We start from the raw sequence: 23,910 nt of genomic DNA, 5'->3' as shown, positions 1-23,910 counted from the left end.
TTGATCAGGTGGCCCGGATGTCACGACCCTCACGTCCATCGGCCTCGGCTCTCGGCCGGTTGCTGCTCCTGGGTGGCACCGGCGCGCGGATCGCTGGCAATCTCGTGGTGCAGCGCATCACGTCGGGTAAGGCGAGTATCGACTGGGCGCCGGTCGGTGAGCTGCTGGGCGATACGCTGGGGCAGATGAAGGGCCCGGTGCTCAAGCTCGGTCAGCAGGCATCGCAATGGCAGGATGTGCTGCCGCCACCGATCAGCGCGGCGCTGTCCCGGCTGCAGAATCAGGTCCCGTCACTGCCGTTCGCCCCGCTCGAATCCCACCTGCAGCGCCTTTACCACGGCCGGTTGTATGAGCTGTTCGACACCATCGAGGCGCAACCCGCCGCGGCGGCGTCGCTGGGGCAAGTGCACCGTGCGCGTGACCGGCAGGGGCGAGCGCTGATCATGAAGATCCAGTACCCGGGCATCGTGCGATTTGCGATGCCGACCTGCGGCAGCTGCGCCGGCTGATGCCGCTGGGGCGGCTATTCGGCACGCCCTCGGCGCGGCTCGAGTCGGTCTACCGCGAGCTGCAACGCGCGATCGACCAGGAACTCGATTACGGTGCCGAGCGCGACAATCTTGAGCGCTTTCGCCAGCACTTCGCGGACTGGCCCGGCGTGCGCATTCCGTTTTCTGTCGTGGCGCTGTGCCGCCCTGGTGTGCTGGTGCTGGAAGAGCTGCCGGGGCGCTCGATGAATGAGGTCGACCAGGCATCCGCCGAGATTCGTCAGCGACTGGCCGAAGCCCTCTGCGACTGGCTCGCCGAGCAGGCATTCGGCCTCGGACAACTGCACGCCGACCCGCATCCGGGCAATCTTGCCTGGACCGAGGCCGGGGAACTGGTGATTTACGATTTCGGCAGTGTCGTCCCGCTGCCGATGCGCTTGCTGCGCGCTTATGTACAGATCTTCGATGCCTTGCGCGGCCCATCCAGCGAGGCGCTGGAGGCGGGCTTCCAGGCTCTCGGTGGGCGCCAGCCAGGCAGCGCCCCGCCGCATGGCCTGTATCGCCGCATTCATCTCCTGCTGCATCCGTTACTGCAACCCGGAGCGCAATGGGATTTTCGCGGCGCGTCCCTGCATCAGCAACTGGTCGAACTCTCGCCGTTGCTGATGTCTGCGCTCGGCAGTCTGCAGCCGGCGTCCGGTACGCTGCTGGTCAACCGCACGCTGGAGGGGCATTACTGGAACCTCTACCGGCTCGGCGCCTGCCTGCCAGTCGCTGATCTGCTGGCGAGCCGCATCGCGCAATGGCGTGCCGTCGTACAACCCGACAAACCGGTCTAAGCGCTCAATGAAATCGGATTCGACCATTCAACCAGGCCCGATTGCGGCCAGAAGGCAAACAGGTGGATGCGCCGCAACGGGCTGCGACGCATCGACTTTCATTCAGCGCCGCACCATGGCCGCACGGCGCTGAACAAGCGGTTACGGGGCGCGGTAGATCGCGCACAGTTTGTTTCCGTCAGGATCGCGTACATAGCCCAGGTGCATCGCGCCGAGGCTGCCTTCACGCAGCCCCGGCGGCTCTTCACAGGTGGTGCCGCCATGCGCGACGGCTACGTCGTGAAACGCCTGGACCTGCTCGGGTGAGTTGCATTTGAAGCCAATCGTGCCGCCATTGGCTACCGTCGCTGGTTCACCGTTGATGGGCTCGGTGACACCGAACAGGCTCCCGTCGTGATGGTAGAAAAGGCGAGTGTGCCCGGAAGGAGCGGTATTGCGGAGCGGTTCGCCTGCGCCGAGCACACCGAGCACTGCGTCGTAGAACCGCTTCGACCGTTCAATATCATTCGAACCGACCATTACATGATTGAGCATGGACCCCTCGCTACGTGGTTGGATGATGCAAACACGCACTCTAGCACCGGTAACAAGCGAGCCGTCAAAGGACGGATCCCGCTGTGCACGGGGCGCTCCGACACATCCATACCGGTACTACAGGCATGCGCGCCAGGGGCGGCAACCTAGGGGATGGCGATCTCCCCGTTCTTTCCGACTTCCCGGTACCGAGCCCGCAGCACATCGGCCAGTCGCTGCTTGGCCTGGTCTTCGCCGTGGATGAGGCGGATTTCCTTCGGCCATTCCGTCATCCGGGTGACGAAGCCGACCAGGTCAGCTTGATCGGCGTGTGCGGAATAGCCACCGACGCTGTCGATACCGGCGCGGATGTCGATGCGCTGTCCGTCCAGATCGACGAAACCACCATCCGGTCCATGGGTCTGGATGTCGCGCCCCGGCGTGCCCTTGCCCTGATAACCGACGAACACCACATTGTGGCGCGGATCGCCCAGCATCGCTTTCAAGTAGTTGACGATCCGCCCGCCCGAGCACATCCCATTGCCCGCGATGACGATTGCGGGCCGTGCGGTCTGGGTGAGGTGCTCGACGATGCGCATATGCTCGTCGTGGCTGTCGACGGTGATGAGCTGCTTGAACGACAGCGGCTTGCGGCCTTCCTTCATACGATCGCGAGCATCTTCGTCCCAGAATGCCTGCAGCTCCTTGTAGGTTGCGGTGAATCGGCTGGCCAACGGCGAGTCGAGAATGATCGGAATCTGCGGCCAGTCGATATCGGGATCGCCTTCCTGCGCTTGCCGCCCGGATTCGCCCACCGTCCTGTCCGCTTCTACCAACTCGCTCCGCTCATGGAGGATCTCTTCCAGCTCGTACAGCAGCTCCTGAGTTCGGCCAATGCTGAACGAGGGGATGAGCACGGTGCCCTCGTCGGCCAGGGCCCGCTCGATGACCGCCTGCAGCCGTTCGCGCCGATGCACGCGGTCTTCATGCCGGCGGTCGCCATAAGTGCTTTCCATAATCAGCAGGTCCGCGCGTTCGGGCGGCACCAGGTCAGGTAGCAGCGGTGAATGCGGAGCGCCCAGGTCACCGCTGAATACCACCCGCTCTGCCGGGCCCTCGGCGTCACTTAGTTCCAGCTCGACATAAGCCGACCCCAACACATGCCCGGCCGGCTGCAAGCGTACCCGGCAGCCGCCGCTATCCGTCTCGTTCAGGGTGAACCAGTGGCCGTAGGGCAGGGCGATGATGCGCTGCTCGACTACCTTGATATAACGCTCCAGTTGCGCCTGATCACGGCTGGTGGACAGGCGAAAGGCGTCCTCCAGCACGATCGGCAACAGCCGGGCGGACGGCTCGCTGCACAGGATCGGCCCGCTGAACCCCGCCGCCAGGAGGTTCGGAATCCGTCCCACGTGGTCGATGTGCACGTGGGTCACGATCAACGCCTTGATGCCCTCGATGGAGAAATCCAGCGCCAGCTCATCGTCATCTGAATTTGCATCCTGCCCTTGAAACTGGCCGCAATCGATAAGGACGCTACAGCTGTCATCCATCCACAACTGATGGCACGACCCGGTGACGCCTTCATGAGCGCCGTGATGGATGAGTTTCGGATGCTTCATCGGAATTCCTTCACCAGCGGATGCCCCGACAATGAGTCGAGGCAGGGAAAGCGGTACGAGCCGCTTTTGCTAATGAAGCATTTGGCCGCCGGCGGGGTTGAACAGTTTCCGGCGACCGCCGAGCGGGAGCTCGGTTACGGTGCGAGAGTGGATACGGTTGTACCGTTCGCCGGGTGTCCTCTCTACTTGCGGCCGCGGCTTGGGGTCGCGGCCGCTTTCGGCCAGAAGCGGACCTAGGTTTCGCTGATGGAGTGGGGGGTTCTACCCCATTTCCACGGACGGTTTTGAAAGGTCTGAAAACTTCAGGTCTTGCCTGGCGACTCTACGACGCATGCGTGGGTTATAAATCGTTCGATGTAATCGAATAATTCTGCCCGCGCTTCATCACGTGTTCGATACAACTGATGGGCAACGCGCTCCCGTTTGAGTTGACCGAAGAAGCCTTCACAGGCCGCGTTGTCGCCGCAATGCCCGACGGCACTCACGCGCAGACTAGCGTGTTGCGATTCACAAAGCGCTGGTAGTCACCACTGGTGAATTGGGGCGGATTCAACCGGTCGTAATGTTTATGGGACGACCCGCAGGAGGGATGCAGAAATTGACGGGCCGGGGAGCGATGCGTTCGCCAGGCGCGCCGTCACTTCGTAATGAGATCGAGCGGCTGTTTTGGGTGCAGATCGCAACCGGCATCACAAGCGAAAAGGCAGCACAGGCCGTTGGCGTCTCATCCGTAGTAGGCACTCGCTGGTTTCGTCATCGGGGCGGAATCGCCGGGCCTCGACAAGCTCCCTTCAAAGGTCGAAATAACCACATCGCAATGACCGTAAATGGGTCAATGGCTGGCCGCCCGAACAGATTGCCAACCGGCTCCAGATCGATTTTCCGGACGATGAATCCATGCGCATCTCTCACGAAGCCATAAACACTCGGCTGGAAAACACCCGCTGAAGCTCTGAATGAGTATCTAAAATCTGTTCAACAATCCTGTGTTGCGACGACCGGTTGAATCCGCCTTGGCTGCCTCGATCCGAATGCGGAATCATCGACCAGTTACCCTGGCGTTGCCAAATCGTCATCTCCACCGCTCGAATAACCATCTGCCGATCCTGACGGTGATAGGCAAGTCCTCTGACCGTATCTGCCTTCAATCGTAGATCCGCGCTGTGCCGATGTTCGCATGCGCCAGCCACTGCTGGATCTTAGCGACTAACTGTCGTGCGCCACCTATCCTGCCCTATCTGAAGCTGTTTTTGCACCAACAACCAGCGCAAGAGCCGGTATGAGTGACCGGCTCCCACTCGTGCCGGTGTCCTGCTCGTCCGAGCAGCAGTTAAGTATCTCCTATCCCTCGCGCTTCACTATGACTAAAAGTCATGGTACTCCAGCGAATTTTACGCTTGCGAAGTACGAAAATATTCCGAGATTCTATCCCCGGTCGCTAAGTCTCTTCTGTGGAGCCGAAATCGCGTCAGTACTTCATCAAAAGTTCACAATAAAAGATTAATATAAAACTGTTCCTCAGTCTGTCTGTTAGTAGTCCCTCTGCCGACTATCCACGTCTTTACGTTAATATGTCGGCATCATCGCTGTGGTCGCTCGAAGCGCCGTAACTATCAGCGATTGGAAAATTCCTGACAACCATATGCGAGGCCAATAATTTTGAAAGTAATTATTGTAGGATACGGATCTATAGCTACCGCATTACTGCCGATCCTGACAAAGGAGCTGGGTCAGGTCTTCTCAAAGATAATGATCATTGACCCAAAAAATCCATCAGCACCAGGCTGTATAAGCGGTTTGACCTTTGTTCAATCTGCAGTGACAAAGGATAACTATAAAGAACTACTTTCAACGGTAGATTCCGAAACGTTCGTTATAAATCTATCAGTTGATGTCTCCAGCACAGACCTTGTTGCCTACTGCCAAGAGCGGGGAGCTCTGTATATAGATACTTGCATTGAGCCATGGGGCGGCCATTATGTTGACCCGTCTATCGAAGCATCCGGCCGGACAAATTATGCATTGCGAGAGGAGATGCTAGCCCTAAGGAAACAATTTCCAACAGGCCCCACTGCGGTTATCGCGCACGGAGCAAATCCTGGAATCGTCTCGCACTTCATTAAGAAAGCCCTCCATAACCTAAAGTCAACGTTGATACCCGACGACGAAGAAGTGCCCCGCACCCAGCAAGATTGGGCAGCGCTCGCCTCGAAACTCAGTATCCGCACCATCCATATCGCAGAGCATGATACCCAGCTTCCATTAGAGCCTAAACGCCCGAATGAATTCGTAAATACTTGGTCGGTAGACGGATTCATTAGTGAGGGATGCCAGCCAGCTGAGCTTGGCTGGGGAACGCATGAGGATGGTCTACCCCTAGATGCTCAGGAACATCATAACGGATCACGCTGTGCTATTTATCTTAACAAACCTGGCGCAAGCGTCAGGGTAAAAACATGGACGCCAGCACAGGGTCCCTGCCTAGGCTTTCTCATAACACACAACGAGTCGATATCCATCGCTGACTATTTAACGCATATAGAAAATGGCGAGGTCATGTACCGTCCAACTGTTCACTATGCCTACCACCCCTGCGGTGACGCTATCCTATCGCTCCATGAATTTAACGGACGATCGTGGCAGCCTCAAGAAAGTAAACGAGTACTCTCCGGCACGGAAATAGCTTCCGGTGCTGACTTCCTTGGCGTACTGCTAATGGGACATGCCAACAATGCTTATTGGCTGGGTTCAACGCTGAGTAATCACGAAGCGAAGAAAATAGACGGGCTTTGTTCGGCGACGTCACTACAAGTGGTTGCTGGCGTTGTGTCTGGCATTAAGTGGGCATTGGCCAATCCGCAACAAGGAATTGTGGAAGCTGATGAAATAGATTTCGAAGCCATACTTGATTACGCGCGTCCCTACCTTGGTGAAGTTGTCGGGGTATACACCGATTGGTCACCCATCAAGGATGATCAAGGCCTCTTCCCTCGGAAGAGCAACGATGCTTGGCAATTTGAAAATTTCCTTGCCTAAGGGGCCCTTACATGAGCTACGTGAAATCAGCTATCGGATTGAAAAGTTACGACTGGTCTTCGGTAGAACTACTTAAGGGCCTCATCCCGTCCTCCATCACAGCAACAGAAGAAGATATTGCCAAACGCAAAGTGCATTTCTGGCATGACATGAGTTCAGAGTACGATTCCAAGTATTTTCTAAGATACCTTCTGGACCGGAAAGACCTAGCGCTGTCAGATGACTTTATCGAGTTTGTATGTCTATGGCATCTTGATGAACAGAACCACTACCGGGGCTTGCGCAGAATCAACAGTGTCCTTTTTGATATGGAGGAGAGTGATATAGATCGGAAAATAGGCTCGCGTGAACCCAGCTTTGATCTAATAGATGGCTTCCTTGTAGACGAGTTCACTATATTGCTTTCCATTGCTTTTGATGAAGTAACGAGCACAAGAGCTTACAAGCAGGATTTTTCTTTTTTTGACACGCTTGGTCCGCAGTGCTTGTCTATATGGATCAGAAATGCAGCGCGCGACGAGGCGGCACATTACGGTAATGCTATGAAGCTGCTGAGGGCGCATCATTCAGACAGGTTCGTGGAGGCGGCAGGGATACTTGACGAAATTATTAAGTTCGAAACAGCTGACGGGTTTGGGTATAACAATACCTTTATATTTGACCACGACACGGATGATTTTTCAGGCGAGCTGTTGTCGTATAGTAAAAATACGATTATCAGTAAGTTGGGAGCTGATCAATGACATGGTTGTACCTGGCCTTAATGGCGCCGGTATTATGGAGTCTTTCGAATATCGTCGATAAGTTCGCAATTAATAATATCACCTCACACTATATACCATTCGTGTTCCTGTTGAGCATAGGGAACATTTTCTTTGCGGCTGTAATCTATCTGGTGTTTCTCCCTCAAGATGTTGAGCTTTGGTTCGTTGTGTTCAATCTATTGTCAGGATTGGCAATATTTGGTCAGTATTTTTCTTATAGCTACTCCCTTGAACAAATGGATGTTTCAGCAGTCATCCCAATTCATCAGTCCGAGCCTGTTTTTGTGCTGATAGCGTCTGTGTTATTTTTCCATTCCGTACCTTCTGAATGGCAAATTTTTGGGTTCTTTTTAATCATAGCGGGGATACTTTTGCTCTCCGTGTCTCGGCAGACAGTACGAGGGCTTGGTCAGTCTAGGCATGTAGTGGTTCTGCTGGTTTCCGCGCTTTTCGGTGCCATTTCAACTCTGATATCTGATTTTCTTTTGATATCAAAATCACTTGAAACAGTTTTGATTTTCAATTTCGCTGGATACTCTCTCGGTGGCGCTCTGCTTCTCTTGTGGCCTGCCTGGCGAGCCTTGATACTTAATGATCTATCAAAGCTGAGCTTGCATCAGTTCTGCGTCTTTGGACTTACAAACCTCTTTGACGTTGGGGGGTATGTATTTTTCATGGCCGCACTCGCTGTTGGTGGAGGAGCGGCACTTGTCGCTGTCATAGTCAGCATCCATCCGCTGTTCGTTTTGATCCTTGGCTACATTGTCACCAAATTCTTTCCGAAACTATTTACCGAAGATATCGCGCCAGGCGGTTTTATCCGGAAGTTATTCTCAATCGTTGTGATTGTGGCAGGTGTTTCAATAATTTCGATGGCCCAACCGGCACAAGCATAGTACTTTACTCTGTATGTCGGTGAGTCTTTTGGTCGGTGCTGACGGCGATCATATGCACGTGTCGTGCTAATGTTGACGTGCCCTAGCCATTGCTCGCTGACCCTGGCGCTCGGCGCCTCGGCCACCGAGGTGCTGTGGATCATCGATATCTACCCGCTGCTGATGGCGGGCCTACTGGTGCCCATGGGCACCATGGCCGACCGCATCGGCTACCGCCGCGTGCTGCTCACCGGCCTGGTGGCGTTCGGCATCGCCTCGCTGCTGACGGCCTTCGCGCCAACCCCTCAAACCTGAGCAAGGACGCTCAGTGAAACGCCGAAAGGCAACTTTAAGTGGCTTGCAGCCACTTCGACAGCAGCCACTTCGACAGCAGGCACATCTGACCGGCCGGCCGCTGAAGCTACTTTTTCAATAGAATCGGCCGACGGCTGCCGTTCGCTAACTAGCTGCTTCTCGGCCAATAGCGGCAGTTGTAACGGGCTGAAACCAATCCCAACAGTTAGTGGTAGGTAGCATCAAGCGCTGCGCAGTAACCGGCTGACATCCTTTGACGGCGGTGAGCCGAACTGACGGCTGTACTCGCGGCTGAATTGCGAGGGGCTTTCGTAGCCGACGCGGTAGCAAGCGCTGGAAACGTCGAGCCCTTCGCTGATCATCAGCCGGCGCGCCTCCTGCAGGCGCAGCTGCTTCTGGTACTGCAGCGGGCTCATGGCGGTGACCGCCTTGAAGCGGTGATGCAGTGTCGAATTGCCGAGATTTGCCACACGGGCAAGCTCGTCGATCCTCAGGGGTTCGGTGTAGTGCTTGTTTAGCCAGTCGATCGCTCGCGTCACCCGGTGCGTCTGCGTATCACCGATCGCAATTTCGTAGAGCCGACGCCCCTGGCTACCGCGCAGCAAGCGGTAATAGAGCTCGCGCAAGGCCAGCGGCGCGAGCATGCCGATGTCCCGTGGCGTATCGAGCAGGCGCACCAGGCGCAGCATGGTGTCGAGCAACGGAGCATCGATGCGGTCGAGGAACAGGCCGCGGCTCGGCTCGTCCGGCACGCCAGCGGGCGGCGCTTCGGCGATCAGCTGGGCGATTTCAGCCGGATCGAAATCAAGCCGAATACAGATGTAAGGCGCTTCAGGGCTCGCTTCGATCACGCGTCCAGAGACGGGCAAGGTGACCGATACCACCAGATAGTTGAGGGGGTCGTAACGGTACTGTTCATCACCCAGGCCGACATCCTTGCGCCCTTGAACGATCAGGCAGAGCGCGGGTCGGTGCACGGTGTGGATGAGCTCGGACGGCGCGTCCATGCGAATGACGTGCAGCGGTGCGATGGCTGTTTCGTAGGTGCCGGGGCTGGGGATCCGCCGCGTCAGTATCCGTATCAGTTCGGCGCGGTAGGCTGCGGTGTTCTGGAGGTCGGAATCGTTGTTCGTATCCATGTGAAGGCCCTCGAGAGTGGTCAAAGGTTAGCAAAGCCAATCACTGATGCCACGAATCCGTATGCCGGCGAGACGAGAGAAGCCCGGTCAAGACGCCGGGCTGGCTATTACCTGCGGTAGAGCACCATACCGGCGTGGTAGAGAATGCCATCGCGAAATTCCCCGTCCGCGGTGAAGCCCGTGTCGTCCCGGTAACGGATGTAGTCGCCTTCCACCTCGTAGCGTCCCTGATAGGCGCTCTTGCGATTCCCTCGTGCCTCGTCGTAGCGCCCGTTGGGCAGCAACTCGTGGCGAATGTATCCATCAGCGGTAATCCACATGCCGGCATAAGGGTGAGTTGCGACAGAAGGTTGCGTGCTTTGCATGTCAGGCGCTCCATCTGCGGAGCCATCAGCCGAGGCGGCTGATGGCGGTGCGCTCCGAGCCGTCTTCGGCGACGCGAAATCCTGGGTTACGCTCGGCACCATCTTCAGCGACGGCCAGGCCGACCGGGACCAGGTTCGCGGTGGAGACGATGAAGGCGCTCAGGGCGGTACCGATCAACAGTTGGCTGATGTTTTTCATGGTGATGACCTACAAGTCGAATAGCGGGTACGGATGGCCTGTCCGGGCCGTTTGGTGTCATCCGTTTCGTGAGTCCAGATTAGGGAGAGTGGCCGTTGGGCCGTTATGTCGAACGTGTCGCGCGTTTGCCTGATCCTGTATGGCGTTGCCGACGTCCCTGTCGATTCACGGCTTCACTTGCCCCATCCGGCCGGCCGCTGCTTGTGCAACTCGATCAGCCGGCTTTGACGGTCATGCCGCCGTCGGCCATGACGACCGAGCCGACCATGAAACTCGCGCGATCCGAGGCGAGAAAGGCAACGATCTCGGCAATTTCCTCAGGCTGCGCAGCACGGCCGATAGGCGCGGCTTCACCGTGCTGGGCCAGGAAACCCGGGCCGTCTTCAACGACATCGTTGAGGATGTTGGTGACCACGTCGCCAACGCCGATGGCATTGACGCGAATGCCATGCTCGATGGCTTCGAGCGCCAGCGTGCGGGTCAGTTGGGCCAGCGCGCCCTTGGACGCGGTGTAGGCGGCGATGGTCGGAAAGGCGAAGTAGGACGCATAGGAGGCGATGTTGACAATGGCCCCGGAGTTGTTGGGCATCATTGCCTTGACCGCCTCGCGGCAATGCAGGAATGCCGCGGTGGCATTGACCGCCTGGATGCGCTCCCAGTCTTCGCGAGTCATGTCGACGACCAGCTTGTTGATGATGATCCCTGCGTTATTGACCAGGATGTCCAGCCGGCCGAACTGCTCGATAGCCAGACCGACCGCGCGCTCCGCGGCGCCGTCTTCGCTGATGTCGGCCACCAGCGGGACCAGCCCGGGACGGGCGAGATCTTCGACGGCGGGGTTCAGGTCTTCGGCAACGACCTTGGCGCCACGTGCATGCAGCAACAGGGCGATCGCCTTGCCGATGCCACTGGCGGCGCCGGTGACCAGCGCAACTTTGCCTTCGACTTCGTGAGGAATGCTGTGCGTGAAATCAGTCATGGTGCTCTCCTGCGTTGCGAGCCGAGGAGACATTCGCCGGCTCGGCGCCCGTGAGGCGCTGTCGTTATCGACAGCTTCACTGTCTCGCAATGCGCTGGGGCGGGCTTTCGCAGGTTTGCCGGGGCTGTCGGGGTTTTGCGCCGACGTAGAACATGGGTCAGCCGGCGCAGATCACGTCTTGAAACGCCAGCGCACCTGGGAATCGTCTGGCAGCGGAATGAAATCCATATCGCCCGGCACATCAGGGAAGCGCCGCGCCCGCCAGTCTTCGGCCGCTTGTTGGATGCGCTCGGGTCGGCTCGACACGAAATTCCAATAAATGTGCCGACGACCTTCCAGTGGCTCGCCACCAAGCAGCAGAAGTCGGGCGGGTCCGATGGCATGCAGCACCACTTCGCTGTCCGGGCGCAGCACGACCAGGCGCTCGGCCCCGAATCGCCCCGGCTGCCCCACCACTTCGACCTCGCCACTGACGACATACAGCGCGCGCTCGATATGCTCGGCCGACAGGCGATAACGTGCGCCCGCTTGCAGTTGGAGATCGGCGTAGAACAGATCCGAGACGGTCCGGGTGGACGACTTGAGGCCGTCCAGCGAACCGGCCAGCAGACTCAGCGAAGCGCCGTCACCGTCGATATGCGGAATACGCTCGGCCAGCAGATGCTGGAAGCCAGGCTCGGCCTCCTCATGCGACTCGGGCAGCGCGACCCAGACCTGGAAGCCCATGAGCCCGCCACCGCTGGCCCAGACCGGATCGCTGGATCGCTCGGAGTGGACGATGCCGCACCCGGCCGTCATCAGGTTGATTTCCCCTGCACGCAATTGCTGAACATGCCCGGCGCTGTCGCGGTGCAGCATTTCACCTTGCAGCAGGTAGCTGATGGTCGACAAGCCAATGTGCGGATGCGCGCGGGTGTCCATGCCTTCTCCCGGCCCGAAGACCACCGGCCCGAAGCTGTCGAGAAAGATGAACGGCCCGACCATCCGCCGCTGCACGGAAGGCAGCGCACGGCGCACATCGAACCCGCCGATGTCGCGGACGTTGGGAAGAATGATTTGCTCGATGGCGCCGGTGGCGGAGGTTTGCAGGGTCATGGCCGGTCTCGTTGAATTAGTGAAGGTGAGGTCACTCTAGCCCTGCTGGCTTATCTGAAAAACCCGGATAATATGCATCAAAACGTTCGAGGGATTAGAAATGATTTCAGACCCAGGCACCCCAACGCTCGATCAACTGCGCGTGTTTCTCACCGTGGTCGATGTCGGCAGCTTTGCTGGCGCGGCGCGCAAGTTGCACCGCGCCACGTCGGTTGTGAGCTACTCCATCGCCAATCTGGAAATGCAGCTGGGCGTCAGCCTGTTTGACCGCAAAACCACCCGCAAACCGCAATTGACCGACGCCGGCCGAACGGTGCTGGCCGAAGCCCGCACCATCTATAGCGGCATCGACGGGCTGAGAGCCAAGGTCCGTGGGCTGTTGCACGGTCTGGAAGCCGAGGTGCATCTGGTGCTCGACGTGATGTTGCCCCGCGAACGGGTGGTCGATGCGCTAAAAGCCTTTCGCGAGGAATTTCCCACCGTGTCGCTGCACCTGCATATCGAAGCCCTTGGCGGGGTGACGCAACGCGTGCTCGACCGCGGCGCCACGTTGGGCGTGAGCGGACCGCTGACCGCCAGCATCGACGGCATCGAACGTATCGGCGTAGGCAAGGTGGCGCTGGTTCCGGTGGCCGCGCCCGACCACCCGCTGGCGCAATCGGGCCCGCACGCGCCGGGCGCTGGGCGCACGCACGTGCAACTGGTCCTGACCGACCGCTCCCGGCTCACCGAGGATCAGGAGTTCGCCGTGGTCGGCACGCGCACCTGGCGACTGGCGGACCTAGGCGCCAAACACATGCTGCTTCGAGAAGGCATCGGCTGGGGCAACATGCCGATCGACATGGTTCGCGATGACCTGGCCAGCGGCCGCCTCGTGCAACTCGACCTGCCCGACTGCTTCGTCGGCGACTACACCTTCGATGTCATCTACCGCACCGACACACCGCCCGGCCCGGCAGCGAACTGGTTGATAGAACGGTTCAAAGCGCAGGTATCCGAACGGGCTTTAACTATTCGATAAAGTCGAACCTAACTCTCGAAATTAGTCTTCTATCTTCGATCGTAGCGCCATGAGACATTGCCTCCATCGCGGCAACACGGCCGCTGGCACTTGCTCAATGGAGGCATCTCATGGCTAAGGTTCTGGTTCTTTATTACTCGTCCTACGGGCATCTCGAAACAATGGCCAACGCCGTAGCCGAGGGCGCACGAGTGGCCGGTGCACAAGTGGACGTCAAGCGCGTCCCGGAGACGGTCCCGGAAGAAATCGCCCGCGGTGCCCACTTCAAACTGGACCAGGCCACACCGGTTGCGACGGTCGCCGAGCTCGAACAGTACGACGCCATCATCGTCGGTACCGGCACCCGTTTCGGCCGCATCAGCAGCCAGATGGCCGCCTTCCTCGATCAGGCCGGCGGGCTTTGGGCGCGCGGTGCGCTCAATGGCAAGGTGGGCGGCGCTTTCACGGCGAGCGCCACCCAGCATGGCGGTCAGGAAACCACGCTGTTCTCGATCATCACCAACCTGCTGCACTTCGGCATGACCATCGTCGGCCTGCCGTACAGCCACCAGGGCCAGATGAGCGTTTCCGAAGTGGTGGGCGGTGCACCCTACGGCGCGACCACCGTTACCGGCGGCGACGGCTCGCGTCAGCCCAGCGATATCGAGCTGGACGGTGCCCGCCACCAGGGCGAGCTGATTGCCAAGACGGCCATCAAGCTGTTCGGCTGATCGTTCAGGGCTTGCCCTTTGGCAAGCCCTTTCTGCCCTTTCTCCTGGATACGAGCAAACACCATGACCGCCGAACAGCTGCTTCGCCTGCATTTCGAAACCTTCGTCGATGATCCTGAACGTTGGAAGACCCTGATCGCTGATGATCTGGTGTGGGAGTTGCCGTTTGCGCCCACACTCGGCCACCCGGCGCGCCTCGACGGGCGCGATCAGGTGCTTGGCCATGTGGGCTGGTTCATCGGTGCGGTGGATAACTTCCGCTTTCATGACCTACGGATTCACCCTGGCGCGAACCCGCTGGAAGCCAGCGCCGAGGTGAAAGCCGAGGGCCTGATCAAACCGACGGGGCGCATCTACGAGCAGGACTACGTGCTGTTCGTACGCGTCGAAGACGGTAAGCTTGCGTTTATCCGCGAATACTTCGACCCGGTCCGGGCGGCCCTTGCCCTGGATGCGCCCATCCCTGTGTTGGTCAGCTGAGCGACCGAGCGGCCTTGCTCAAGGCCAAGACCGCTGCGCTAACCTATCGATGCCAGCCCTCGCCAGAGGGCTCTGTCGAGGGAGCATCCTGTGCGCCAAGCCGATCCCCAAAACACCGCTTCCAGCGATGCCCAGCGCATCACGGGCCAATCGATGCTGCATTACCTGCCGGGTGCGCCGCAGGCCTCGCCGCCGCGCCCGCAGTTGCAGGACGTGGTGGTGTTGCGGTTCAGCCATCGCAGCATCGTCGAACCGATTCTGGTGCCCGCGGTGGTCGAGCCGCTTCTGGTGTGGGTGCTGGAGGGTGCGGCCCGCGTCGAAGAGCGTGACCTTGGCGGGGCATGGCAGGCGTCCAGCGTCAAGGCCGGTGACTTCTTTCTCACCAATACCGCCGAGCCCTACGAGATGCGCTGGCAGACGCAAGGCTGCGACACTTTTGAAGTGATGCACTTGTATCTCGGCCTGCCGCTGATCGATCACGCCGCGAGCGACGTGTTAGGCGAACACGCCGACCCGGTAACCTTCCTCGATATTTCCGGTGCGCAGGATGAACGGATCAGCGTGATGCTGGAGCAGCTGCGCCAAGAGCTCATCGACGAGCGCCAACCCAGCCCCTTGTTCACCCACAGTCTGGCCCAGGCGCTGGCCGTGCATCTAGTGCGCCGCTACCTAGACCCGCGCCGCGGCGCGCGGCGCAGCAATGCGCTGCAGGCCTACAAGCTGCGCCGGGTCATCGAGGCGATGAACGAGGGCCTTGCTGACGAATTCAGTCTCGTGAAGCTGGCGCAGGTCGCGGAGCTGAGCGAGTACCACTTCAGTCGGATGTTCAAGCGTGCCACCGGGCTGTCACCCTCGCAGTACTTCATTCGCTTGCGCATGAGCCGCGCCCGGAATCTGCTGCTGGAGACGGACCGCAGCATCATCGACGTCGGGTTGGAAGTCGGTTACTCGAGTCCCAGCCATTTCTCCCAGGTGTTTCGCCGCGAGGTAGGCGTCACGCCCAGCGCCTATCGCCAGGCGTGATCGCTCTCTCAATCGTTACCCCTCTGCACCGAAAGGAGCACCTCAGCTGCGCGGGGTTGCGAAGTTCAACTCCCGAAGCTGTCACCTTAATTACCTCAACCGGGCAGGCAGACAGCCCTGTCTGGAGCGGCCGTGCTAGGCTTGGTTTTGGCTGCTGCGGCGGCCGATACGAACAATTATGCATGGCCCGACTCGGCGCCTTGTTTGGAGTCCCGCATGATCGCGCGTCCGCCATCAGAGCTTCCAACCGAACTCTCCGCATTCGTCGCCACGCATTTCGCCGACCGAGGATCCAATCCGGATCGGTTGATAGCGGAATCGTGGTACCGCAGCGTGCATGAGCACGGGCTCGATCCCGCTCGATCCGCTTCTCACGTTCAGCTTGGACATCACGAGATCCGCCTGCATCAAGAAGAGCACCATGACTTTCTGGCCATTGCGAGCCAGGGCATGGAAGGGCTCTCGCGGCGCCTGAACCCAGCGGGGTTTGCGGTACTGCTCAGTGATCGCCGCGGTATCACGCTCGATGCGCGGCTGCCTGGGGAATACAGCCCCTATGCGGACTCGGGGCTGGTGGTCGGCAGTTGCTGGGACGAGTCGCTGGTAGGGACCAACGGTATCGGTACCGGGCTGGCCGCGGGCCAGCCGCTGATCATCCACCGGGACGAGCATTTTCTCAGCAGCAACGCCATGTTGAGTTGCTCGGTGGCGCCGCTGTTCGATCCTCAGGGTGCGTTGCTGGGGTGTCTCAATGCCTCCTGCCTCAACAGTGGTGGGCCGAAGCAGGCGCAGTATCTGACACTGCAGTTGGTGAGCCTGTACGCGCGACTCATCGAGAACGCGAGCTTCCGCCAGCGCTATGCCAGTTACGCAATGCTGACCTTGGGCGGTGATGTCGGCGACCTGGGCAACGAGCGGTTGTTGGCGCTCGATGCGGCGGGCCGAATTCTCGGAGCCAACCGAGCGGCTTTTGTGGCCGCCGACCAAGGGAGCGCGCTGCTGGGGGTGGCGGTTCAGGATGTCTTGTCGACGTCCCTGGATGAGCTGATAACCCTGACGCAGGGTGGCCGGCGCGCCGCGAATCTACGGCTGGCCGGCGGGCCTGCACTGGAGGTCACGCTGCGTATGCCGGCCACCGCCGCGCGGCGCGCCAGGAACGAGCGTGGCCTGAGCGTCGTTCCGGCAGAGCCGACGCTTGAACACTTGGCCGGGGAGGACTCAGGTCTGCAACGCTCCGTCCAGAAGCTGCGGCGTGTGCTCGATCGCGATATTCCGCTGTTGCTGACCGGTGAGACCGGCACCGGCAAGGAAGCCTTTGCACGGGCGATCCATCACGCCAGCGCGCGCGCCAGGGGGCCCTTCGTTGCGCTCAATTGCGCGGCGATCCCGGAGTCGCTGATCGAGAGCGAGCTGTTCGGCTATCGCGCCGGTACCTTTACAGGCGCTAGCCGTCAGGGGATGAAAGGCAAGCTGGAACAAGCCAATGGCGGGACGCTGTTCCTCGACGAGATCGGCGATATGCCGGCGCATCTGCAGACGCGGCTGCTGCGCGTGCTGGCCGAGCGGGAGCTGGTGCCGCTGGGCGCCGCAACACCGGTGTCGTTGAACGTGCAACTGGTGTGCGCGACGCATCGCGACCTGCCCACCATGGTGGCTGCGGGCGAGTTTCGTGAGGACCTCTATTACCGACTCAACGGGTTGACGGTCAGGCTGCCCGCCTTGCGCGACCGGGCGGATCGCGCGGGGCTTATCCGCCGCGTTCTGCAACGTGAGGCCGGGAATGAGTACGTCGAGCTGACCGCCGAGGCGATGGAGCGTCTGGCCGCTTATGGGTGGCCTGGCAACGTGCGCCAGCTGATCAACGTGCTGCGCTGTGCGGTCGCGTTGGCGGACGACGGGATAATCGGTCTCGATTGTCTGCCGCCGGAGATCATGTCGGTGCCTGCGGAGCGGGCACCCGTTGCGCAGTCGCTGGAGACGACCCGAGACGCTGCCGAAGCGGCCCATCTGCAAGCGACACTCGAACAGCACGGCGGCAATGTCACGTCGGCCGCTCGCTCCCTCGGCATCAACCGCGCCACCTTTTATCGCAAGCTGCACCGTTACGGTCTCACCGCGCTGCGCAAATGATGCTCGTAGGTGACTCGGTGTTTTCGGTGGATTGAAGCGGAGCGCCCCTCGGTCCACCCTAGGGTCAGGCGCTAGTCATCGCTCGATCGCATAAAAAAGAACCCCGCCGGGGCGGGGTTCTTGGTCAGCTCAAGTCACTCAGCTTTGCAGATAAACCGCGTGAGTATGGGTGTACTCGTACAGGCCGTGCTTGCCGTCGGCGCCACCGATGCCGGACTTGCGCACCCCGGCGTGAAAGCCTTGCATCGCCTCGAAGTTCTCTCGGTTGATGTAGGTTTCGCCGAAGTCCAGACCAGCCGCAGCCCTCATCGCGGTGGAGAGGTCGCGGGTATAGATCGAGGAGGTCAGGCCGTACTCGCAGTCGTTGGCCAGGGCGATGGCTTCGTCCAGGTCGTCGATGATCTGCACCGGCAGTACCGGGCCGAAGACTTCCTGGCGCATGATCTCCATGTCGTGCGAGCAGTTGGCGAGCAGCGTCGGCTGGTAGTGAAAGCCCTTGCCCAGGTCCGCCACGGCGCCGCCGGTGATCACCTGTGCGCCTTGGCTCTGTGCGGTACGCACCATCTGCTCGACCTTGCGCAGCCCGGCCTCGTTGATCAGCGGGCCCATTTCCACATCCGCTTGGGCGATGGGGTCGCCGTAGCGCGTTTCGGCCAGGGCGCCGGCGATGCGCTCGATGAACTGCTCGGCCACGCCGCGCTGCACGTAGACGCGCTCGGCGCAGTTGCAGACCTGCCCGGTGTTGATGATGCGCGAGGCGCGGATGGCGGTGATGGCGAGGTCCAGGTCGGCGTCGTTCATCACGATCGCCGGCGCCTTGCCGCCCAGCTCCAGGTTGAGCTTGGTGACGTTCTGCGCCGCGGCGGCCATGATCCGCTGGCCGGTGCCGACGCTGCCGGTAAAGCTGATCATGTCGATCTTGTCGCTGGTGGTCAGCGCGCTGCCGACGCCGGCACCGCTGCCGCAGACCACGTTGAACACACCCTTGGGCAGGTCGGTCTCGGCCACCAGCTTGGCGAATTCGAAGCAGTTGTTTGGCGTCTCCTCGCTGGGCTTGATGACGATGGTGTTGCCGGTCACCAGCGCGGGCGCCATCTTCCGGGCGATCAGGAAGAACGGGAAGTTCCACGGCAGGATGCCGGCCACCACGCCCAGCGGTTTGCGGAACAGGAAGATGTTCTCGCCCGGACGGTCGCTGGTGATGATCTCGCCCTCGATACGCCGCGCCCACTCGGCCATGTAGTCGAGGTAGTCGGCGGTGAAGTTGACTTCCACCAGCGCCAGGCTCTGGATCTTGCCGCCTTCCTCGGTGATGACGCGGGCCAGGCGCTCGGCGTTCTGGCGAATCTTGCTGGCGATGGCGCGCAGGTATCCGGCGCGTTCGATGGCCGGCTTCTGCGCCCAGCCCTTTTGCGCAGCACGGGCTGCGGCAATGGCGCGTTCGGCGGTGGCAGCGTCGGATTCCGGCACGCGGGAAAGCACCGCACCGGTGGCCGGGTTGCGCACCTCGATGAGGTTGTCACAGGCGACGAAGGCGCCGTCGATATAGTTCTGGTAGGTGATTGGATCAGTCATGTCGGTCTCCTGAGGGTCAGTTGCTGGCCGTTTTCTGGGTCGGCTGCGGCAGGTCGTTCGGGCCGTGCTCCACGCGGTCGTGGGCACGCTTGATCAGGTACTGGTGGATCTGGCCCATCTGGTCCATGCTGAACGCCTCGGCAAACGACGGCATGCCATCGGGAATGCGCGCGCCGTGGAGAATGCCGAGGAACTGCTCATGCTTTTCCGGGGCGAGCATGCGCAGGTCCGGCAGCACGCCGCCGCTGACCGCGTGGATACCGTGGCATTGCGAGCAGTAGCCGTCGTACAGCTTGGCGCCGGCCTCGACCGTAGCCGCATCGGCCGTCAAAGGCGGTGGCTTGGGTGCATCCTCACGCGGCGCGGGTTCCTGCAGTTCGGCCGTACCGCCGAGCTTGTAGGTCAGCACCTGGGCGTACGGCTGCACACCGGCACGCAGCGAGAGGGCGCCGGCAAAAGTGGAGAAGGCACCGCCCCAGCCCGCCATGAAGGTCACGTACTGCTCGCCGTCCACGCTGTAGGTGATGGGCGCCGCCATCACGCCGCTGGCAGCCGGTTGCTCCCAGAGTTTCTTGCCGGTGTCGGCGGCGTAGGCGATGACGCGGCCGTCGGCGCTGCCTTCGAACACCAGGTTGCCCGCGGTGCTCAGGGTGCCGCCGTTGAAGATGGTGACGTAGGGCACTTCCCAGGCTTGTTGCTGCTTGACCGGGTCCCAGGCGATCAGCTTGCCGGACCAGGTGTCGGCGTACTTGCCCAGGCCTTCCGGATCCTCGGGCATCATCCCGGTCTTCAGGCCCAGCTGGTACATGCTCTTGAACTTGTTGCGCGCCGGCGCATCCGGCACGTGCTCGTACCAGGCCGACATGATGTGCGCGGGGATGTAGACCAGCCCGGTATCTGGGCTGTAGGACATCGGGTGCCAGTCATGCGCGCCCCAGAAGCCCGGCTGGACCAGCTTGGCCTTTTTCTCGCCCTTCCAGTAGGCGGCGGCTTCGTCGTCGACGATGGGCCTGCCGGTCTTCAGATCCACACCCTTGGCCCAGTTGATCGGCACGATGTTCTCGGCAGACAGGAGTTCGCCCGTGGCGCGGTCGATGACGTAGAAGAAGCCGTTCTTCGGCGCCTGCATGAGCACCTTGCGCTGTTTTCCCTTGATCTCGAGGTCGGCCAAGATCATGTGCTGGGTCGCGGTGTAGTCCCAGGCATCGCCCGGGGTGGTCTGGTAGTGCCAGACGTACTCGCCGGTATCGGCGTTGACCGCGACGATCGACGACAGGAACAGGTTGTCGCCCTTGCCCTCGCTGCGCCAGATCGGATCCCACAGCGAGCCATTGCCGACACCGATGTAGAGTAGGTTCAGCTCCGGGTCGTAGGCGAAAGAGTCCCAGGCGGTGCCGCCACCGCCCTGTTCGACGAAGGCGCGACCGTGCCAGGTCTTCTTGGCGATTTCCATGCCCTTGCCTTCGGCCGGCTTGTCCGGATCGCCCGGCACGGTGAAGAAGCGCCAGGCCTGATCACCGGTCTCGGCATCGTAGGCGGTGACATAGCCGCGCACGCCGAACTCAGCGCCGCCGTTGCCGATCACCACCTTGCCGTTGACCACACGTGGCGCGCCAGTGATGGAATAGCTGCGGGCCTTGTCGTAGCGGGTATCGACCGACCAGACGCGCTCGCCAGTCTTGGCATCGATGGCTTCCAGGCGGCCGTCGAGCACGCCGACGTAGACCTTGCCCTTCCACACGGCGACACCGCGGTTGATCGCATCGCAGCAGGCCTCACCCGCGCGGGAGCGGTCGGACTTGGGATCGTACTTCCAGATTTCCTTGCCGGTGCGCGCGTCGAGCGCATAGACGATGGAGAAGGGGCCGGTGGTGTACATCACGCCGTCGACCACAATGGGCGTGGCTTCCACGCCGCGGTCGATGTCCAGCTTGTAGCTCCAGGCCAGGCCGAGTTCGCCGACGTTGTCATCGGTGATCTTCTTCAGCGGGCTGTAGCGCTGCTCGCCGTAGTCGCGCCCATGGCTCATCCAGTTACCGGGTTCGGCGTCGGCATTGGCGATGCGTTTGCCGTCGACTTCGGCAGCGTGCAGCGGCAGGGACAGCAGGGCGGCCAAACTGGTGGCGCCAAGCAGGGTGGTGGGCCGTCGGCCCAGGTAGGGATCCAGGTGCTTCATCGCAGGCTCTCTCTTGTTATTGGTTTAGCTGCCCTGTGGGGCAGGTCTTCTCGGGAGAGCAACCGCTGTGCCAGCCGTTGCGATTTGGCTGCAAGGCCAGGCGTGGTGCTGCCTGGCGCGGTCACGTGTCGCCGCGGCTGAAGCGGACTGTCGCAACCGGGCCGTTGCACCGCTGCAGCAACTGTCGCGTTTCTGCGACAGGGTTGCGGCGTCGGCAGGCGCGGCGGTAGCAGGCTGGGCAACGCGGCGGCGATTCGAAACGGGTTACTGGACGGCTGTAAAGCAGCCGTAGGGCTGTTTCGGCGGCGCAAACGGCAAAACGGTATGTCTTCAGGCTCGCTTGGCATGTGCATTGCCTTGATGACGCGCAGGCATTTGCAGGGTTTTCCGCATCAGGGCGTTTCTGTAGTTTAAAAACGCGCTCCGGTGCGCCTGGGCTTAAGACTGCAATCCTTCGTCCTGAGGGCGTTCATGGCTCGTGAGCCGTTCGCCTGGCAACAGAGGCCAGCGGCAGCAAAACACCTAACAACAAGGTTTAACCATGTACCGATTTTTTCTTGCCGGATCGCTCTCGTTGGTAACCGGGCCATTGCTCGCGCAAACAAGTGAACCGCTTACGCTTGACCCCTTGATGGTGAGTTCGCCACGGGCGGAATCCGACTGGTTTACGCTGCCGATGGCGGTGTCAGCCGTGACGGCGCAGGACCATCCGGGCGAACAGTTGCTCAGCCTCGATAGCCTGCTGGGCCCCGTTCCAGGCGCGTTATCGCAGAGCCGCTACAACCTGGCGCAAGGCATGCGCTTGTCCATTCGTGGCTTTGGTTCCCGCTCCAGTTTTGGCGTGCGCGGCGTGCGGGTGCTCGTCGACGGTGTGCCGCTGACCATGCCTGACGGGCAGACCGAGATGGACGGGCTGGATACCTCGCTGGTCGAGCGCATCGAGGTGATTCGCGGCCCCTCGTCGACCATTTACGGCAATGCCGCCGGTGGCGTCCTGGCGATCCAGACGCGACAACCGGGCGACACGCCGCTCACTCAGGTCGAGGTGACCGGCGGCGAACTGGGCTATCGCCGCATGCGCGCGGAAACCAGCGGCAGCGCCGGATCGCTGGGCGCCTTGCTCGCCGTCAACGCCACGCAACTCGATGGCTACCGCACGCACGGGACTGCCGAAACCAACCACCTCACTGGCAAGCTGCGTTGGCAGGGGGAGGGCGGCACGCTGGGGCTCACCCTGCATGCGATCGACAACCGAGCCGAAGACCCCGGTGGCCTGACGCTGGATCAGGTCCGGGCGGACCGTTCCCAGGCGCGGCCGCAGAGCCTGCAGTTCGATTCCGACGAGACTGTCGAGCAGCAGCGCGTCTCGCTGGTTTGGGATGGGCAGGCCGCCGGCGACGATACGTACCAGTTGCGCAGCTATTACGGCCAGCGTGAGTTCAGCAACAGTCTTCCGCTGCGGGACAACGGTCAGACAGCCTATGACCGCTGGTTCGCCGGGGTGGGCGCGCAGCGCACCTTTCACCGTGAACTGGCGGGTCTGCCGCATCAGCTGACCGTCGGAATGGACCTGGAGAGCCAACGCGACGAGCGCTCCCGAAACGACAACTTGCCTGGTGGCATCAGCGGCGCCCTTACTCAGCGCCAGCGCGAAACAGCGGACAGCCGGGGTGTGTTTATCGAGGATCAGGTGAATCTGGGCGATGCCTGGTTGCTCACCGCAGGCGTGCGCTATGACAGCGTGCGGCTCGAAGCGAAGGACCGTTACCTGAGCGACGGCGATGCCTCGGGCGAGCGCAACCTGGACGACTGGAACTACAGCCTGGGGCTGAGCCGTCAATTGGACGCCCATCATGTGGCGTACGTGCGTTACGCGACCTCGTTCGAAACGCCGACGATCAATGAAATGGCCAACCCAAACGGGGGTGGCTTCAATCCGTCCCTCGGTGCGGCGCAGTCGGTCAACCGCGAGATAGGCTTCAAGGGCGAGCACCCGGGGTTGCGCTACGAAGCGGTGCTCTACAGCATGCGCATCGAAGATGAACTGGTTCCGGAAGTCGACGGGCGTACCTTCTACACCAACGCGGGCCGGTCCAGCCGCGACGGGGTCGAGCTCAGCGGGGACTGGCTGGTGGGGCGCTACTGGCGCTTGACGGGTGCCTGGAGCTACAACCGTTACCGTTTCGAGCAGTTCCAGGGTTACGACGGCAACCGCATCCCGGGAATTCCAGGGCAGACCCTGTTCGCCGAGGTCAGCTATGAACGCGACGACTGGTATGCGCGGGTCAACGTCAATGCCTACGACCATCAATACGCGGACAATGCCAACGTCGACCGCGTGGCCGGCTATGCGGTAGCCAACGCCCGCTTGGGCTGGCGACTGGCGTGGGGCGATCAGCGGTGGGAGCCCTATCTCGGCGTCGACAACCTGTTGGACCGCGATTACTACGACAACCTGCGCATCAACGATAACTTCGGTCGCTACTATGAGCCTGCCCCAGGGCGGACTATTTATGCCGGTGCGAAACTGACGTTTTGATAGCTTGCGGTTGTTGCGCTGCGCTGA

At 61.0% G+C, this 23,910-nt stretch carries 19 protein-coding genes and 5 pseudogenes; 12 read left to right on the top strand and 12 right to left on the bottom strand.

Annotation, left to right across the window (positions count from 1 at the left end; genetic code table 11):
- Positions 1-17 precede the first annotated feature (17 nt).
- Positions 18-1,327: pseudogene (locus MCB86_RS23025) on the top strand (AarF/ABC1/UbiB kinase family protein).
- 141 nt (positions 1,328-1,468) lie between these two features.
- Here MCB86_RS23025 and MCB86_RS09935 read toward each other — a convergent pair.
- The 3 genes and pseudogenes from MCB86_RS09935 to MCB86_RS09925 form a co-directional block, all read right to left on the bottom strand.
- Complete coding sequence (locus tag MCB86_RS09935; protein ID WP_239610768.1) at positions 1,469-1,861, bottom strand: VOC family protein; 393 nt, start codon at positions 1,859-1,861, stop codon at positions 1,469-1,471.
- Positions 1,862-2,007: 146 nt separating this feature from the next.
- The gene (locus tag MCB86_RS09930) at positions 2,008-3,462 is read right to left on the bottom strand and encodes an MBL fold metallo-hydrolase (RefSeq protein WP_239610767.1); all 1,455 of its coding nucleotides are present in this window, start codon (positions 3,460-3,462) and stop codon (positions 2,008-2,010) included.
- A 261-nt stretch (positions 3,463-3,723) separates the two neighbouring features.
- Positions 3,724-4,003: pseudogene (locus MCB86_RS09925) on the bottom strand (IS3 family transposase); the annotation flags it as partial.
- Positions 4,004-4,051: 48 nt separating this feature from the next.
- Here MCB86_RS09925 and MCB86_RS09920 point away from each other — a divergent pair.
- Positions 4,052-4,383 (top strand): annotated as a pseudogene (locus MCB86_RS09920) (IS30 family transposase); the annotation flags it as partial.
- Here the strand turns inward: MCB86_RS09920 and MCB86_RS09915 are convergent.
- Entirely contained in the window at positions 4,371-4,610 is a 240-nt protein-coding gene (locus MCB86_RS09915; RefSeq protein ID WP_239611609.1) for a hypothetical protein, read from the bottom strand. The pseudogene MCB86_RS09920 and the gene MCB86_RS09915 sit on opposite strands and share 13 nt — an antisense overlap.
- Positions 4,611-5,121: 511 nt before the next feature.
- Here MCB86_RS09915 and MCB86_RS09910 point away from each other — a divergent pair.
- From MCB86_RS09910 to MCB86_RS09900, 3 genes are read left to right on the top strand one after another with little or no spacing between them, the layout of a single operon-like run.
- The gene (locus MCB86_RS09910; protein ID WP_239610766.1) at positions 5,122-6,498 is read left to right on the top strand and encodes a saccharopine dehydrogenase C-terminal domain-containing protein; all 1,377 of its coding nucleotides are present in this window, start codon (positions 5,122-5,124) and stop codon (positions 6,496-6,498) included.
- Between the two features lie 11 nt (positions 6,499-6,509).
- Positions 6,510-7,241 carry a hypothetical protein gene (locus MCB86_RS09905; RefSeq protein WP_239610765.1) on the top strand — a complete coding sequence of 244 codons (732 nt, stop codon included), beginning with the start codon at positions 6,510-6,512 and terminating at the stop codon, positions 7,239-7,241.
- On the top strand, positions 7,238-8,158 hold the full coding sequence (locus MCB86_RS09900) for an EamA family transporter (RefSeq protein ID WP_239610764.1): 921 nt from the start codon (positions 7,238-7,240) through the stop codon (positions 8,156-8,158). The genes MCB86_RS09905 and MCB86_RS09900 overlap by 4 nt, the downstream gene beginning before the upstream one ends.
- On the opposite strand, the pseudogene MCB86_RS09895 reads toward MCB86_RS09900, so the two are convergent.
- A pseudogene (locus MCB86_RS09895) lies at positions 8,158-8,253 on the bottom strand (integrase); the annotation flags it as partial. The gene MCB86_RS09900 and the pseudogene MCB86_RS09895 overlap by 1 nt on opposite strands.
- Here MCB86_RS09895 and MCB86_RS09890 point away from each other — a divergent pair.
- Positions 8,252-8,443: pseudogene (locus MCB86_RS09890) on the top strand (MFS transporter); the annotation flags it as partial. The pseudogenes MCB86_RS09895 and MCB86_RS09890 overlap by 2 nt on opposite strands.
- Positions 8,444-8,673: 230 nt before the next feature.
- Here the strand turns inward: MCB86_RS09890 and MCB86_RS09885 are convergent.
- The 5 genes from MCB86_RS09885 to MCB86_RS09865 form a co-directional block, all read right to left on the bottom strand.
- Complete coding sequence (locus MCB86_RS09885; RefSeq protein ID WP_239610763.1) at positions 8,674-9,591, bottom strand: AraC family transcriptional regulator; 918 nt, start codon at positions 9,589-9,591, stop codon at positions 8,674-8,676.
- Between the two features lie 107 nt (positions 9,592-9,698).
- Positions 9,699-9,956: an Atu4866 domain-containing protein gene (locus MCB86_RS09880; RefSeq protein WP_239610762.1), complete on the bottom strand. Its 258-nt coding sequence runs from the start codon at positions 9,954-9,956 to the stop codon at positions 9,699-9,701.
- A gap of 25 nt (positions 9,957-9,981) precedes the next feature.
- Positions 9,982-10,155, bottom strand: coding sequence for a hypothetical protein (locus tag MCB86_RS09875; RefSeq protein WP_239610761.1), 174 nt, complete (start codon positions 10,153-10,155; stop codon positions 9,982-9,984).
- Between the two features lie 214 nt (positions 10,156-10,369).
- Positions 10,370-11,134: an SDR family oxidoreductase gene (locus tag MCB86_RS09870; RefSeq protein ID WP_239610760.1), complete on the bottom strand. Its 765-nt coding sequence runs from the start codon at positions 11,132-11,134 to the stop codon at positions 10,370-10,372.
- A 171-nt stretch (positions 11,135-11,305) separates the two neighbouring features.
- Positions 11,306-12,229: a pirin family protein gene (locus tag MCB86_RS09865; protein WP_239610759.1), complete on the bottom strand. Its 924-nt coding sequence runs from the start codon at positions 12,227-12,229 to the stop codon at positions 11,306-11,308.
- Positions 12,230-12,329: 100 nt separating this feature from the next.
- On the opposite strand from MCB86_RS09865, the gene MCB86_RS09860 reads away from it, so the two are divergent.
- The 5 genes from MCB86_RS09860 (at position 12,330) to MCB86_RS09840 (ending at position 17,593) form a co-directional block, all read left to right on the top strand.
- Positions 12,330-13,250, top strand: coding sequence for a LysR family transcriptional regulator (locus MCB86_RS09860; protein ID WP_239610758.1), 921 nt, complete (start codon positions 12,330-12,332; stop codon positions 13,248-13,250).
- A 110-nt stretch (positions 13,251-13,360) separates the two neighbouring features.
- Complete coding sequence (gene wrbA / locus MCB86_RS09855; RefSeq protein ID WP_239610757.1) at positions 13,361-13,960, top strand: NAD(P)H:quinone oxidoreductase; 600 nt, start codon at positions 13,361-13,363, stop codon at positions 13,958-13,960.
- Between the two features lie 63 nt (positions 13,961-14,023).
- On the top strand, positions 14,024-14,440 hold the full coding sequence (locus MCB86_RS09850; protein WP_239610756.1) for a nuclear transport factor 2 family protein: 417 nt from the start codon (positions 14,024-14,026) through the stop codon (positions 14,438-14,440).
- Between the two features lie 153 nt (positions 14,441-14,593).
- Positions 14,594-15,463, top strand: coding sequence for an AraC family transcriptional regulator (locus MCB86_RS09845; RefSeq protein WP_239611579.1), 870 nt, complete (start codon positions 14,594-14,596; stop codon positions 15,461-15,463).
- A 216-nt stretch (positions 15,464-15,679) separates the two neighbouring features.
- Entirely contained in the window at positions 15,680-17,593 is a 1,914-nt protein-coding gene (locus tag MCB86_RS09840) for a sigma-54-dependent Fis family transcriptional regulator (protein ID WP_045161193.1), read from the top strand.
- A 138-nt stretch (positions 17,594-17,731) separates the two neighbouring features.
- Here the strand turns inward: MCB86_RS09840 and aldA are convergent, their stop codons facing one another.
- Positions 17,732-19,168: an aldehyde dehydrogenase gene (aldA, locus tag MCB86_RS09835; RefSeq protein ID WP_045161194.1), complete on the bottom strand. Its 1,437-nt coding sequence runs from the start codon at positions 19,166-19,168 to the stop codon at positions 17,732-17,734.
- Between the two features lie 16 nt (positions 19,169-19,184).
- A complete protein-coding gene (locus MCB86_RS09830; RefSeq protein ID WP_239610755.1) occupies positions 19,185-21,344 on the bottom strand; it encodes a PQQ-dependent dehydrogenase, methanol/ethanol family in 2,160 nt (719 codons plus the stop codon).
- Between the two features lie 541 nt (positions 21,345-21,885).
- Here MCB86_RS09830 and MCB86_RS09825 point away from each other — a divergent pair.
- Positions 21,886-23,883, top strand: a complete 1,998-nt coding sequence (locus tag MCB86_RS09825; RefSeq protein ID WP_239610754.1) for a TonB-dependent receptor — start codon at positions 21,886-21,888, stop codon at positions 23,881-23,883.
- Positions 23,884-23,910 lie beyond the last annotated feature (27 nt).

The organism is Pseudomonas sp. KSR10, from assembly GCF_022355455.1.
GTDB lineage: Bacteria > Pseudomonadota > Gammaproteobacteria > Pseudomonadales > Pseudomonadaceae > Stutzerimonas > Stutzerimonas stutzeri_E.
The sequence above is the reverse complement of the archived record's forward strand: the minus strand, read 5'-3'. Positions and strand labels throughout refer to the sequence as shown.